The sequence below is a fragment of the Microcoleus sp. F10-B2 genome (assembly GCF_036704965.1).
In the GTDB taxonomy this organism is placed as follows: Bacteria; Cyanobacteriota; Cyanobacteriia; order Cyanobacteriales; family Microcoleaceae; genus Microcoleus.
Window position 1 is genome coordinate 82,311 of the sequence record NZ_JAUBTB010000014.1, and the last position, 15,982, is coordinate 98,292.

6 protein-coding genes are annotated in these 15,982 nt (G+C 46.7%); 3 read left to right on the forward strand and 3 right to left on the reverse strand.

The features are described from left to right. Positions 1 to 183: 183 nt before the first annotated feature. Both QUA99_RS08110 and QUA99_RS08115 read left to right on the forward strand, forming a co-directional pair. Positions 184 to 9,171, forward strand: a complete 8,988-nt coding sequence (locus tag QUA99_RS08110; protein WP_333235495.1) for a PAS domain S-box protein — start codon at positions 184 to 186, stop codon at positions 9,169 to 9,171. After that, positions 9,164 to 10,195, forward strand: coding sequence for a PleD family two-component system response regulator (locus tag QUA99_RS08115; protein WP_333235494.1), 1,032 nt, complete (start codon positions 9,164 to 9,166; stop codon positions 10,193 to 10,195). The genes QUA99_RS08110 and QUA99_RS08115 overlap by 8 nt, the downstream gene beginning before the upstream one ends. A gap of 125 nt (positions 10,196 to 10,320) precedes the next feature. On the opposite strand, the gene QUA99_RS08120 is transcribed toward QUA99_RS08115, so the two are convergent. The 3 genes from QUA99_RS08120 to rnhA all read right to left on the reverse strand — a co-directional run bounded on the left by QUA99_RS08120 (position 10,321) and on the right by rnhA (position 12,637). Then, on the reverse strand, positions 10,321 to 10,719 hold the full coding sequence (locus QUA99_RS08120; protein ID WP_333235493.1) for a DUF3037 domain-containing protein: 399 nt from the start codon (positions 10,717 to 10,719) through the stop codon (positions 10,321 to 10,323). Next, positions 10,697 to 11,485 (reverse strand): HipA family kinase, encoded by a 789-nt coding sequence (locus QUA99_RS08125; RefSeq protein ID WP_333235492.1) that lies wholly within the window; start codon positions 11,483 to 11,485, stop codon positions 10,697 to 10,699. Before QUA99_RS08125 ends, QUA99_RS08120 begins: the two co-directional genes overlap by 23 nt. A gap of 246 nt (positions 11,486 to 11,731) precedes the next feature. Continuing rightward, complete coding sequence (gene rnhA / locus QUA99_RS08130) at positions 11,732 to 12,637, reverse strand: ribonuclease HI (protein WP_333235491.1); 906 nt, start codon at positions 12,635 to 12,637, stop codon at positions 11,732 to 11,734. 81 nt (positions 12,638 to 12,718) lie between these two features. On the opposite strand from rnhA, the gene QUA99_RS08135 reads away from it, so the two are divergent. After that, the coding region (locus QUA99_RS08135; protein ID WP_333235564.1) for a two-partner secretion domain-containing protein at positions 12,719 to 15,982 on the forward strand (3,264 nt) is incomplete at its 3' end.

Consider the following 15,982-nt stretch of genomic DNA (forward strand, 5'->3'; position numbering starts at 1 on the left):
TTTTTTAGCATCAGTGGGCAAAATCTATACTCCATAAAGGTTTCAGGCGAGTTTTTACCCTCCCGAGGCGATCGCAAAAGTCGTTATTGCAGTTAGAAGAAAATGCTGGAACTTTGGAAAAACCTTTTTACTATAGGATCGTTTATCCCTCACGGGCATTGCTATCTCTGGAAGCCAGGATTGGTGAGTCTTCATATCGCTTCCGACTCGCTGATTGCCCTGGCTTATTATTCAATTCCCATCACGCTGCTCTATTTTGTTCGCAAGCGACAAGATTTGCCCTATTCCTGGATATTTCTGCTATTTAGCGGCTTTATCATCGCTTGCGGCACCACTCACCTGATGGATATTTGGACGCTTTGGCATCCTACCTATTGGCTGAGTGGCTGCCTCAAAGCCATCACCGCATTGGTTTCAGTGGTGACAGCTATAGCCCTGGTGCCGTTAATCCCAAAAATATTAGCACTCCCCAATCCCGCACTGCTAGAGGCAGCTAATCGAAAACTAGAGCAGGAAATTAGAGAGCGTATCGAGGTAGAAGCAACCCTTCAAGAGCGGGAGCAGTTCTTAAGCAACATTTATAACTCAGTCACAGATACCCTTTGGGTTGTGGAACAGCTTGAGGATGGCGAATTTCAAGTCGTCAGCATGAATCGAGCCATTCAATCTTCCACTGGGACTTTAGCTGAGAATTGGATTGGCAAACGACTGGATGAACTGTGGGACTCGCAGACCGCTGCCACTATTCGGGCACATTACTACGACTGTTTGCAGCAAGGTAAAACAATCTCTTATGAGGAGAATCTGCCTTTTGGAGAACAGATTCGTTGCTTTCTCACCACCCTAACGCCTTTAGTAGATCGCGATTCGCGCACTCGCTTGCTCGGCGTCAGCATGGATATCACCGAACGCAAGCAGGCAGAAAACGCTTTGAAAGAAAGTGAAGAACGCTGGCAGTTAGCGTTGCGGGGTAACAATGATGGAATTTGGGATTGGAATGTCGGAACGAATCAAGTTTTTTTCTCAGCGCGATGGAAGAAAATACTGGGTTATGAAGACTGCGAAATTTCCCACCATCTAGATGAATGGGCTAAACGAGTCCATCCAGACGATTTTGCCTGGGTGATGGAAGCAATCCAAAATCACCTTGCTAAAAAAACACCTTTCTACGAAACCGAACACCGCGTTTTATGTAAGGACGGAACTTATAAATGGGTTCTCGATCGCGGTCAGGCACTCTGGGATGACGACGGCAATGCGATTAGAATGGTGGGTTCTTCTACGGATATTACAGAAAGCAAGGACGCTGAAGCAGAGCTGCGCTGGAAAGAAACCTTGCTGCGCTCGATGACTGATGCTTCGCCACTCGCTTTTTTTGTGGTAGATAACCGTAGCGATGACATTCTCTACTTCAATCACCGCTTCTGCCAAATCTGGGGCATCGAACACCTAGAGGAACAGATGCACCGGGGTCAACTAAAAAATAACGATATCATTCCTGACTGTTTGCCCGTGCTTGTAGATGTTCCGGCTTTTGCCGAGTCCTGCAAACCGCTGCAAAGTGAAGAGAATCGAGCCGTTGTTGAAGATGAAATTCCTTTTAGGGATGGGCGCACGATTCGCCGTTTTTCGACACAAATTCGCGACGTTAGCGATCGCTATTTCGGACGACTTTATTTATTTGAAGATATTACCGAACGCAAGCAAATAGAAGAAAGACTGCTGCTGGCCGACTTTTCCCTCGAACGCTCCTCTCTCGCCCTCGCCTGGATCGATTCCAAGGGCAAAATTTTGCGGGTGAACGAAACAGCGTGCGAGCAAAGAGGATATTCTCGCGAAGAGTTGCTATCGATGCACGTTTGGGATGGCGATCCTAATTTCCCCATCGAAGCATGGCCGCAGCACTGGCAACATCTTAAAGAGCAAAAAACACTTGCGTTTACTTCACAACACTACACGAGGAATGGCGATATTATTCCCGTAGAAATAACGCTAAATTATCTAGAATTTAACGGGAAAGAATACAATTTTGCTTGCGCCCGCGATATCAGCGATCGCTATCGCGCAGAAGAAGCACTGCGAGCCTCTCAAGCCCGTCTTTCTGGGGTTCTAGACATTGCCGACGAAGCCATTATCTCGGTAGACTCCAGCCAACGCATTACTCTATACAACCAGGGAGCGGAACGAATTTTTGGCTATACTTCCGAGGAAATGCTCGGTCAGACTCTCGACCGACTTTTGCCAGAACGCTTTGCGGCAAGTCATCGCCAGCACGTAGATCGATTTGCCCAATCCGCCCAAACAGCAAGGAAGATGGGTAAGCGCGGCGAGATTATGGGTCGTCGTAAAGATGGCACGGAATTTCCGGCTGAAGCCTCAATTTCTCAATTGGAATTAACAGGAGAAAAAGTTTTTACTGTTTTTCTGCGCGACATTAGCGAACGCAAACAAGCAGAAGCCGCCTTACAAGAAAGTGAAGCCCGTTTCCAAGCATTTATGAATGCTAGTCCCACTGCTGCTTGGATTACAGATAGAGATGGGCTATTTCTTTACTTCAACCAAACCTATTCCCAAATGTTCAACTTGTCAACCGATTTAGTTGGCAAAATCAACCTTGCTTCTATACATCCACCAGAGTTGGTACGAGAATATTTAAAGAATATTCGTAAAGTTTTAGAAACCGATCGAACCCTGGAAGCAATTGAGCTAGGTCTTCTTACAGACGGTAGCCTGGGCGAGTTTTTGGTCTATAAGTTTCCGCTGACCAGTTCATCAGGGGAAATGTTAGTTGGTGGAGTCGCGATCGATATTACCGAACGCAAAAAAGCAGAGGCAGCCCTGCAACAACGAGAACAAGAATTCCGCGCTCTGGTAGAAAATGCGCCCGACATTATCATGCGCTTAGATCGGGAATGTCGCTATCTCTATATCAACCCCACAGTTGAAAGACAATCGGGAATTCCTCCTGCGGCATTTATCGGTAAAACTATTAACGAATTGGGTGCTTCAGAAGGGTTAGTTAATCTTTGGCGCACAACCATTGAGCAAGTATTTGAAACAGGTCGCGAACAAAACATTGAATATGAAATTATATCACTTGCAGGGCTAAGTTATTATGCTTCTCGCGTGGTTCCTGAGTTTGGCAGCGATGGCTCGGTGCAATCGGTTTTGGCGATCGCGCGCGATATCAGCGATCGCAAACTTGCAGAAGCTGCTCTTGAAAAGGCTCGCGACGAGTTAGAAGTCAGAGTCAAAGAACGCACTGCCTTACTCGCAACAGCGAATAAGGAATTGCGGCACGAAATTAGCGATCGCAAACAAGCACAAGTTGCCCTGCAAACATCGGAAAGCAGACTCAAAGAATTGCTCGACAATACAGCAGCCTTTATTTCCTCCGCCCGCATTCATCCCGATAGAGTCTGGGAATACAACTACTATTCTCCGAATGGAGAAGCGCTTTTCGGCTACAAAGGAGAAGAATTTGCTGCCGATCCGAGTTTGTGGTTATCTAGAATTCCTCCTGAAGACATGGAGGCGATCGTTCTGCCAGCAATGGAAGATTTGTATGCCGGACATCAGATAACTATCGAGTATCGATTCCACCATAAAAATGGAAATGTGCGGTGGTTATCTAACACTTTGCTTGCTAAAAAAATAAAATCTGAAAATGTCTGGTTTGCTACGGGAATTTTTATCGATATTACCGAACGCAAACAAGCAGAAAAAGCATTGCAGGAAAGCGAACAGCGCTTTGCGACTTTGGCGAAAACCGCCCCCGTTGGCATATACCGTAACGATACTCAAGGCTATTGCGTGTACGGCAACGAACGCTGTTTACAAATGACCGGACTTTCTTTAGAAGAATTAATCGGTGAGGGTTGGTCAACAATACTGCATCCAGACGATCGCGATCGCGTCATTACTGCTTGGTATAGCTTCGTACAACAAGGCATTCCCTATGACTGCGAATTCCGCTTGCAGCGACGTGATGGCAGCATTATTTGGGTGTGGACACAAGCGATCGCGGAAACAGATATCGATGGCAACACCATCGGTTACATCGGCACCATTACCGATATTACTGAGCGTAAACAATCAGAACAACTGTTAAGAGAGTACAACCAAAATTTAGAAAATCAGGTGCAACAACGCACGGTTGCACTGACGCAAATCAATGCTCAATTAGAGCAGGAAATTGAGGAGCGCCAGCAAATAGAAGACCAATTACGAGGCAGCGAAGCGAAACTATCAGCCATACTCGAAAATGCAGGTGCCTGTATTTATATCAAAGATTTGAATGGCACCTACACCTATGTCAATCGCTTAACAGAGGAATTTTTTGGGTGTAGCGCATCTGAAATTATCGGAGCGAACGATTGCAAATTTTTTGCTGAAGAATTTGTTCTAGCTTACAAAGAAACTTGCGATCGCGTAACAAAAAGCGGTCTTGTCCATCGCTTTGAGGAAATTGGAATCGATAGTAATGGAGAGCTACATTACGTTTTATCAACCAAAGTTCCTCTAAAAAATTCTGACGGCGATGTTTATGGCCTGTGCGGTATTTCTACAGATATTACCGAACTCAAGAAGACAGAAACCGCGCTCAGGCAAAGCGAAGAACGAATGCAGGCGCTTTTGAGTGCTATCCCCGATTTGATGTTACGGCATCGGGTAGATGGCACTTATTTAGATGTAGCGGGAAATGACAGCTCCTTGCTGGTGCCGCGCGAAATGCTAATTGGCACAAAGCTACAGGACACCCCCATTCCCGAACAAATTAAAGCCGACTTGCTGGAACGTTTCCAAGCCGTAGTGACAACCGGAACGCTACAAATTTACGAACACGACCTCGATAAACCAGATGGTATCCACAGTTACGAAACGCGGATTGTCAAAAGTGGTGCCGATGAGGTTGTCTGTTTGGTGCGCGACATTACCGAACGCAAGCGATCGCAAGCCGCACTGCAAGAAAGTGAAGAACGGTATCGGACTGTCATAACAGCACTGGCAGAGGGTATTGTCTTGCAAGATGCCAACGGCACGATTCGGACTTGTAATGCGAGTGCCAAACGCATTTTGGGCTTGTCTCGCAAGCAAATGATGGGACGGAGTTCTCTCGATCCCGCTTGGCGAGCGGTTCGCGAAGATGGTTCGCCATTTCCCGGAGAGGAACACCCGGCAATGGTGACGCTGCGAACGGGCAAAGCTTGCTCTAACGTGGTGATGGGAGTCCACAAACCAGATGGTAGTTTTACCTGGATTTCCATTAATACCCAACCTATATTTCGACCTGACAAATCTATTCCTAAGGGAGTTGTTTGTTCGTTCGCTGATATTACCGATCGCAAACGCGCAGAAGAAGCACTACGGCAAAGCGAAGCGCGTTATCGTGCCATTCTTGAAGATCAAACAGAACTCATTGCTCGGTTGTTACCTAGTGGCACTTTTACTTATGTCAACGAGGCTTACTGTCAATTTTTTGGCATAACGCGGGAAAAACTTGTGGGATATAACTACGAACCCGTTGTGCTTGAAGAAGACCGGGAATATGTGGCTCAATGCGTCAATAAAATTAGTTGGCAAAATCCGGTTGTGACTATTGAAAATCGAGTCATTGCTTGCGGACAAATCCGTTGGACGCAATGGATTAACCGAGGCATATTTGATGACAACGCTCAGCTCGTAGAATTGCAATCAGTAGGAAGAGATATTACCGCTCGCAAACTTGCTGAAGACAACCTGCGACGATATGAAAAGATTGTTGCCGCTACTACTGATGCAATTTGTTTAGTCGATCGCAACTACACCTATCAAGTTGTTAACCAAGCATACTTGAATTGGCATCACCGCTCTCAGGAAGAGATACTCGGACGTACTGTTATTGAAGTATTGGGGACAGACCTGTTTGAAAATCAAATCAAACCTAAAGTAGATCGATGTTTCAATGGAGAAACCGTTCAATACGAACTCTGGGTTACATATCCCAACGCCGAAGAGAAATTTCTCAGCGCAACCTACGCTCCTTATTTAGAGGCAGATGGCAGGATTTCAGGAGTGGTAGCGAGTCTGCGTAACCTCACCGAACTGAAACGAATGGAAACGGCGTTGCAGCAGAGCGAATCTACTCTGCGAGCTTTCTTTAACAGTAGTGCCATGATGATGGGTATTGTGGAGCTGTATGAAGATGACTGTTTGCTTATTTCTGCTAACTTAGCAACATCACGGTTATTGGGCATCACCCCAGAGGCGCTACAGAATCTATTCGTGAGTCAATCAGGGGTGCCGCGATCGCTCCTAGACCTTTGGCTGGGGCACTACCGGGAAGCTGTAAAAATTCTGGCTCCGGTACGATTTGAATACGTTCGCGAAACTCCTACAGGTCATAAGTGGCTCTCTGCCTGCGTTTGCCCGATTTCAGTTCCCTCTGACGGTCGTCCGAGATTGTCCTACATTATCGAAGATATTACCGATCGCAAACGGGCAGAAGAAGCGCTGCGCCTCAGCGAAGGTCGGCTCAAACACTTGACAGCTAGCATTCCGGGAACCCTTTACTCCTTTGGATACTATCCCGATGGTTCGGCTAAGTTTGAATATATCAGTCTCGGTTGCCGAGACATATTTGAAGTTGAGCCGGAGCAGATCCTAGAAGATCGAAATCTACTCGAAAACCAAGTTTCTCCCGACGACCGACCCAGTTTTGAAGAAGCAATTTCTTACTCCCTGCAAAACCTGCAACCTATCGCTTCTGAATGGCGCAGTATTGCTCCTTCTGGGAAACAACGATGGGTACGGGCCCAAGCCCAACCCGAATGCCGCGAAGATGGTTCTAAAGTTTGGCATGGGGTGATCTTAGATATTACCGATCGCAAACTTGCAGAAGAAAAGCTCAAACAGGCAGAGTATAAATATCGCACCTTAATCGAACAAATTCCCGGAGTCGTTTATATCTCTCCGCTTGAGGCAACAACCGAGGAAGCTTATATCAGCCCGCAACTGCAACAATTGCTGGAAGTTCCTCCAGAAGATTGGACTGCTGGCTTCTTCAATAGTTGGGCAGATTTCGTCCATCCAGAAGATCGCGATCGCGTTTGGCAAGCCGTAAACACTACTATTTCTACGGGAGAGCCATTGAGCGTTGAATATCGCATGATAACTCGCAATGGCAGAACGGTTTGGGTCAGGGATCGAGCCAATCTTGTCTTTTGTGCTGACGGAAAGACTCAAGTGCTTCAAGGTTTAGCTTTCGATATTAGCGATCGCAAGCAAATGGAGCAAGCGCTGCAAGAAAGCAACGAACGTTTTCAACTTGCAGCATCGGCAGTAAAAGGATTTATTTACGACTGGGATTTCCAACAAAATACTGTTTTGCGAACGCAAGGACTGTTTGATGCCGTTGGATACCGTCCTGAAGAAGCTGAAGCTAAGTTCGAGTGGTGGAACGAACACCTTCACCCAGAAGATTTACCGAACATTTCTGGGCAGCTAGCCGAAGCATTTAGCACTCCCACTCAAATTTATTACGCGGTCGAATACCGACTGCGCCATCGCAACGGTCATTACGTTTACCTGTCAGATTACGGCACGATCGCGCGAGATGCAAACGGACGAGCAATTCGAGCCGTCGGTCACGCCATAGATGTGAGCGATCGCAGAAAGGCAGAAGCAGCCTTGCAAAAAGCCCTCCAAGCCGCCCAAGCCGCATCCATCGCCAAAAGCCGCTTTTTGTCCAACATGAGCCACGAACTGCGTACTCCTCTCAACGCCATTCTCGGTTTTAGCCAAGTGATGGTTCGCAGTAGTTCACTTTCCTCCGAGCACAAAGAACAGCTAAAAATCATCAATCAAAGTGGCGAACATTTGCTTAATTTAATCAACGATATTTTGTCAATGGCCAAAATTGAATCGGGTCAGACAACACTCAACGAAAATCGCTTTGACCTGTATCAGCTACTTGACGATTTAGAACAGATGCTCAAACTCAAAGCGATTTCCAAAGGCTTGCACCTAATCTTTGAAAGAGCTTCCGATCTTCCCCAATACATACAAAGTGATGAAAATAAATTGCGTCAAATTTTAATTAATTTGCTGGGAAACTCAATTAAATTCACTGCGTCTGGCCTGGTAGTCTTGCGAGTGAAAAAAGGTCGGATATCGCAAAAAAATCGCTCCCTAAATCTCGTATCAAAAACTCATTTGTTGTTTGAAGTTGAAGACACGGGACCCGGCATTGCTCCCAATGAAATTGAAACTTTATTTGACCCCTTCGTCCAAACTGAATCGGGTCGCAAATCGATGCAAGGAACGGGGTTGGGTTTACCCATCAGCCAACAATTCGTAGAGATGATGGGAGGAGAGATTGCGGCCAGCAGTCAACTCGGTCAGGGAACAATTTTCACATTCGATATCGTTGCGAGCGAGGTTGCTGAACCTGATGAGAAGAGTTTATTAATTACCCAGGAAGTTATTGGATTAGAGCCAAATCAACCTGTGTACCGCATTCTAGTTGTTGAGGATGTCGAAGAGAACCGTCAGTTGCTCTTAAAAATACTGGAACCGTTAGGATTTGAAGTGCGAGAAGCGGTTAACGGTAAAGAAGCGATCGCTTTGTGGTCAACCTGGAAACCGCACCTAATCTTGATGGATATGCGAATGCCCGTCATGGACGGCTACGAAGCGACTAGAGAAATAAAAGCTTTGGAACAGCAAAGTGCAGTAGCTGGAGAGAATATCAACTTACCTGCCAACTCATCACCTACTAACCCAACAAAAATTATTGCTTTAACTGCTAGCGCTTTTGAAGAAGATCGAGCCAAGATTATCGCAGCAGGCTGCGATGACTTTATACATAAGCCTTTCCGAGAGTCGATGCTATTGGACAAGATGGCTCAACACTTAGGAGTCCGTTATCTTTATCAAGAGGATTTGTCGCATAGCTCACCCCAGCCAGCAACACCGAGAAACTTAACACCAGAGGATCTAAACGTCATGCCTTCTGAGTGGCTAGCACAGTTTCGACAAGAGGTGCTTTGTGCCAACGACGAGGTAATATTGCAGCTAATCGACCAAATTCCGGAAAGCGAGGCAAGTTTAGCACACACCCTGAGAGATTTGGTTAATAACTTTCGCTTAGATATACTCTTTGATTTAATCCGAGCATCTAGTAATGAATAGCCATCAAGTACCCGCTTTCTTTGGGGACATCCTCGTCGTTGACGATCATCCAGACAACCTCCGAGTTTTGTCCGCTATCCTTACCGATTCTGGATATCAAGTCCGAAGGGCAATTAACGGTCAGCTAGCTTTAAAAGTTGCCCAAAATGCTCCCCCCGCTCTGATTTTACTTGACATCTTGATGCCAGTAATGGATGGCTATGAAGTTTGCTCCTTGCTCAAAGCTCATCCACAAACAGCGGAGATTCCAGTAATTTTTATCAGCGCTCTTGATGATGTATTTGATAAAGTAAAAGCCTTTGAGGTTGGCGGGGTAGATTATATTATTAAACCATTTCAGGCAGCCGAAGTTTTAGCTCGCGTTAAAAACCAACTAATTATCCGCAATCTGTATCTCCAACTTCAGAAGCAATCACAGAAAATCGCCGAGCAAAATGCTTTTCTACAACAGGAAATTCAAGCTCGAAAACAAGCTGAATCTGCTTTAGTTGAAGCTAATCTCGATCTACAGCGTCTCGCCTCTTTAGATAGCTTAACAGGAGTCGCTAATCGCCGTCATTTCAATGAATCTCTCAATAAAGAGTGGCAACGGATGGCACGAGAGCAATTACCCCTATCTTTGATTTTAGGCGATATTGATTATTTCAAAAAATACAATGATGCTTACGGTCATTTAGCCGGGGATTCCTGTCTGCAGCAAGTGGCTCAAGCGATTAGCCGTGCTATTAAGCGTCCGGCAGATTTATTGGCTCGTTACGGAGGTGAAGAATTCGCTGTCATTCTACCTGGTACAAAAGCTGAAGGAGCGCTACAAGTTGCTGAGGCGATGCGGCATGAAGTGCTAAATCTTAAAATTGCTCACCCTCAATCTGCTGTTAATCAATACGTCACCTTGAGTCTGGGCATTTTCAGTGTAGTTCCACAGCACACCTGTGACCCCTCAATCTTGATTGCTGCGGCTGATAAAGCATTATATAAAGCTAAAGAGCAGGGGAGAAACCGCTCAATTGTGAAAAGTTTTTAATAATTAGGCTTTGAGTTCAACTCAACTTGCTTCCCAGATAAATTGATTTAGGTGTTTATCCCCATACTCCCCAGATTTTTACCCCATTGAACTAATGAGTAAATCTAAAATCTAAAATCTAAAATCTAAAATCGACTTGACGATCGCACCATTGTATCGAGCAAGTGTTCGATCGCACCCGGTAGACTCTGGCAAAAACCAGTGTGTACCCGCGATGTCTGAACGATCGTGCTGCGGGGTGCTACGAGCCAGTGAAAGCGCTCTCTGTGGGGAAGTTGACCGATCGCGCCAGCTTCCTTGCCGCCCGCACAAATGATGGGAATGACTGCTAGGTGATTGCGAATCATTTCCAGATCCAAGGTTGAGTCGATCGCCATCAAGCGCTGTTCATCAATTTCGATACGGGCTTCGAGGAATTTTTTCGTACCGCAGGAAACGATCGCCCCGACGTTGATAAACTCCTCGCGCTCGACTTTGGGAACGACGCGGATAATGGCATAATCATAAAGAAATCGATCGGGCACTAATCGCCTCCTCCAAAAAAATATGTGGTGATTCTAGCCGATTTAGCAGGTACTCAATATAAGCATCCCGATGTTGGTTGCGATCGCTGAAAGGAGAATCTCCCACCAGCCAAGTATCAGGAATTAGTTTAACAATGTTGCGAATGATGTCCGGCGTTAGCGTTTGAGTCATCTTTGAATTAGCCGCTTCCAGCGTGCTGGCAAAACGCAGCAGAACGTGGTCTTTGATTGGCGGAAAACGATCGCGGCTGCGCGAGAGATAATCTTTCCAGGTGTGGTGGAAGTAGAGGGCTGCACCGTGATCGATCAGCCAAAGCCGGCGGTGCCATACCAGCATATTTGCATTGCGCGGCGTGCGATCGATGTTGGTCACAAAAGCATCGAACCAGACGATTTCTGAGGCCAAATCCGCCTCGGACTTCCCCGCTATCGGGTCAAAGGTGATGGAGCCCGGAAGATAGTCGAGGGCGAGGTTGAGGCCTGCACTTGCTCGGATCAAATCTTGAATTTCCGGGTCAGGCTCAGTGCGAGCCAGTTCGGGATCGAGTTCAACAAAGACGAGTTCGGGGACAGGGAGTCCGGAGGCGCGAGCAATCTCTCCCGCCACTAGCTCGGCGATCAGAGATTTGGCTCCCTGGCCCGCACCGCGAAATTTGAGCACGTACAAACCATCATCATCGGCTTCGACGATCGCTGGTAGCGAGCCGCCCTCGCGCAAGGGAGTGACATACCTGGTAGCAATGACTGTTCGCAAGCTGATACTCATGCTATTTTGGATTTTCGATTTGAGATTTTCGATGGGAAATCACTGATTTTATGAGGGTTTTGATCACGGGCTTACAGACAGTTGGATTCTTTCTTTTAACTGGGATTGATGTTAAGTAGTCTGTTTACTAAACTGATGACTAAAAGGACACAACAATGTTGTGTCCCTACGGAATTTTGCCAAATCTTGCTTTGAGACAGTCATTAGTCATCAGTTATTAATCAACCAATAACTCATGACCAACCACTAATCAGTTGTACTAACGTGGTCGATTCTCTCTAATTGCCAGAGAATTTGGTTGCCTTCGCGTCGCACCCGCGAAACTACCCAATTTCGCCACACCCAATTGTCTCCGCGACTGGTGACAGCGCTGGCATTTACATCCATCAAATCAGCCAGTTCAGAACTGGTAATCAAGTAGCCTTTCGTCGCAACCTCGTCGGCGATGTGCAACGTTTCGATCAGATTGCGGAGGTCTTGAACCCTCACCTCGCGGGGCAAGTTCTCCAGGGTATCGGCAGTTGAATCCATCATGGTAGAGTTGGAGATCGGAAGGTCAGAAGTTATGACATAGGATTCTATCGTTTTGTTACCAGTTGTGTCCGTTTCTTCCCAAACAATTGTGTTGTCAAAGTGTAGGGGCGGTGCCCCCGTGCCCGCCCCGGCCTCGTCTCCCGTTGGTTTGTGCTGTTGCAGTTCGGGAGTGAGATTGTGCGAGAAGCTGCGGGCGATTTCATCGCATCTGTCGTTGTAGAAGTTGCCGGAGTGGCCGCGGACGTGTTCCCACTTGATTTGCCGGGAATTCAGCTTGTCTAGCAGATGCCAGAGGTCTTGGTTGACAACATCTTTGCCCGTTGAGGTTTTCCAGCCTTTATTTTTCCAGCCTTGAATCCATTTGGTGATGCCGTTTTTAACGTATTCGCTGTCAGTGTAAACGGTGACTGGTTCGGTTTGACCGGAATGGGCAAAAAATTCCAGCGCAGCGACGGCAGCCTGCATTTCCATGCGGTTGTTAGTGGTTTGGGGGTCTCCACCTCCGAGTTCGTGACATTTGCCGTCGGCGAAACAAACTACTGCACCCCAGCCGCCTGGGCCTGGGTTGCCGGAACAAGCGCCGTCTGTGTAGAGGCTTTTGATTTTGGGAGTTGTCATGAGCGAATTAATTTGTTATTTAGAGGTAAGTTGTTTGCAAGTGCGATAATTAAGGCAATTGCGATAGTTTTACTTGGTGCTATGAAAAATGCCAACTTAAAGATTAAAAAGGTTGCGCTATTTATTTGTCCCTTTTCTTTGTTAATTTTTAATACTTTCGCGCAAGCACAGCCCATAGTCCCTGCTGCTGACGGTACGGGTACTGTTGTCACCCCCAGCGGCAACCGCTATGATATCAACGGCGGCAGTTTGTCGGGAGACGGCGCGAATCTTTTTCACAGTTTTGGGCAGTTCGGCTTGAATGAAGGTCAAATTGCTAATTTTCTGACTAATTCGGCTATTCAGAATATATTAGCTCGAATTTCTGGCGGGGACGCTTCGGTAATTAACGGTTTAATTACTGTCACGGGCGGCAATTCTAATCTGTTTCTAATTAATCCTGCGGGGATTGTGTTTGGCCCGAACGCGAGTTTGAATGTGCCGGCGGCTTTTACTGCAACTACTGCTACTGGTGTCGGTTTTGGTTCAAATTGGTTTAATGCTGCGGGTACAAATAATTTTAGCGCCTTGGTTGGTACGCCAAATGCTTTTTATTTTGGTGCGGGTGTACCCGGAAGTATTGTTAATGCTGGCAATTTGGCTGTGACTCCGGGGCAAAATTTGGCTTTGCTTGGCGGTACGGTTGTTAGTACCGGGCAGTTGTCGGCCCCGGGCGGGCAAATTACTGTTGCTGCTGTTCCCGGAGATAATGTTTTACGCATTAGTCAACCGGGGCATTTGTTGAGTTTGGAAATAGCAACGGGCGGAAATTTTGGTAATTCTCAACAGACTTTGAATCCTGTTGCTTTGCCGCAGTTGCTGACAGGTACTGGGCAAAATCAGGCGGCTGGTGTTGCGGTTGCGGATGACGGTTCTGTGCGGCTTGTGGGTTCGGGTTTGCAGGTGAATTCTGGGGATGTGGCGATTGCTGCTAATGTGTCTGGGCTGCCGCAGTTGAATGCGGGAGGTGCGAATTTATGGGCTGCGGAAAATCTCACGTTAGCGGGCGCCAGGCTGCAAACTACGGGGAATTTGAGTTTGCTGGGTGGGGATGCGGTGCGGGTCAGGGACAGCGCCCAGAATCCTTTTTTGGCGCAGGCTGGGGGGAATTTATACATTCAAGCCGATCGCACTATTGATATTCTCACTCAAAATGCGATCGGCGGCTTATCTCTTCCCCCGCAATTCCAAAGCGGCGGCAATTTGAGTTTGGTTAGCAACGGCGTTATTTCGGGAGATTCTCACTTTGTTTCTGGTGGCAATTTTTCGATTCGCAATTTGTCGGGAATGCCGGGAAACTTTGTCAGTTTATTTGACCCAATTATCAGTTCGGAAGGAGATGTTTTCTTTGGAGATTATACCGGAGTTTCGCTGAAAGTCGAGGCGAAGGGGAGCATTGTTGCCGAGAATATTACAATTACCGGCCCCGATATTGCATTGGGTAGAGAAAATGTGAGTGGCGATCCAGATATTTCTATTTTAACCAGCAGTCCGGCCTTAATTCTGCGGGCGGGAGTGCAAAATTTGGCTAATTCTCCTAATCCTGCTACTGACAGTTTAGGTGAAGATGCAATATTTATAGATTCATTACTATCGAATAATTTGATTTCTGTTGAAAATATTTCGGCCGGCGGGCCTGTAATTTTTTCAGCGCCGGGAAGTATTACAACTAGAGATATTAACAGCGGTCAAATCAATCTCGAAAGCAGGGAAGGGGCTGTGGTAGTTGGGGGCAGATTAACGTCTAGTTCGACAATTATTATTCAAGCTAATGACAATATTATATTGACAAGTGATATTTCTCGTGCTGATATCAACGGCAGTATTAGTCTGAATACTGTTCGAGGCAATATAGTAACAGGGTCGATCGATACTGGGACTTCCGGGGCGATCCAACTCAGAGCTTTTGGCAATGTGAATTTTGGGACTTTGCAGGGTTCTAATGTTGATATTACCAGTAACTCCGGGGCATTGGGAGTTTTGACCGATCCCAATACCATTGTGCCTAATACTACACCAGTCAATATTACCGCAACTGAAAATATCAATTTGACAGCTTTTAGGGACTTAACGGTAGGGAATCTCACCGCTGCGACTGTCAGTGCTAACAGCAGCAATGGGAGTGTTAATACGGGTGCGATCGCTACTTCTGGAGATGTCAGAATTATAGCGGCACAGGAGGAAATAAACACAGGGGCAATAACTGTTAATCCTGTCGCCACAAATCCAGTTAATCCCATCATTCCTACAGTCAATCTAGACGCCCAAACTAATATTAGCGTTGATTCCATCAATGCTCCGGCGGCTACGATTGCTTTGAGAGCAACCAGCAACTTAAATGCAGGGAGTTTGCTGGGGGGATCAGTCGAGCTCAAGAGCGATCGGGGAAATATTGCGATCGGCAATACTACATCTCTTGGGAATATTAATATAATAGGTTCTGGAAATGTCAGTTTAGGGGATTTGCTAGGAACAAGAGTTAATGTAAATAGCACTTCGGGAAGTATTGATATTGGACGCGCTACAGCAACAGAAAATACTGTCAATTTAACAGCGCCGCTCGATGTGAATTCAGGGGATTTGCGGGGCGTGGGAGTTAATGTAAATAGCACTTCGGGAAGGATTAATATTGGCAATACCGGCGCCACAACAGGAAATGTCAATTTAACAGCGCCGCTCGATGTGAATTCAGGGGATTTGCAGGGAGTTGCAGTTGATGTCACTAGCAGCAGGGGAACTGTCAGCACTGGTAATATAAGTGCTGCCGAAAGTGTGGGAATTTTAGCGGGGAACGAAATCGCAATTGGGCGAATAAATGTTAATCCTGTTGTTAGTGCCGATCGCACTTCTACAGTAAATCTTAACGCTCAAAATGATATTAGTGTTGGATCGATCGATGCTCCGGGCGGTAATGTTGAGATCGCAACTCCGGGTTTAGTTCGAGTGACGGGTACTTTTGACCAAAACGGCACTCCTATTAGCATCTCGACTCTTGGCGACACTCAACCCGGCACAGTTACGATCCGTCACGGCGGTGGCGATGTCAATCCGCCGACGCCTTTTTCGGTGGGAGATGCGACGGCTAACGGTACTGCTGGGGCGATCGCCAGCAATGCTTTGGGTACGATTACTCAGGGGCAATCTTTTATCAATTCTTACACTCAAGGCAATAGTGCGATCGTCACTACCAATCAACCCACTAATCCCGACAATCCGAATAATCCCCTCAATCCCGACAATCCGAATAATCCCCTCAATCCCGACAATCCGAATAATCCCCTCAATCCCGACAATCCGAATAATCCC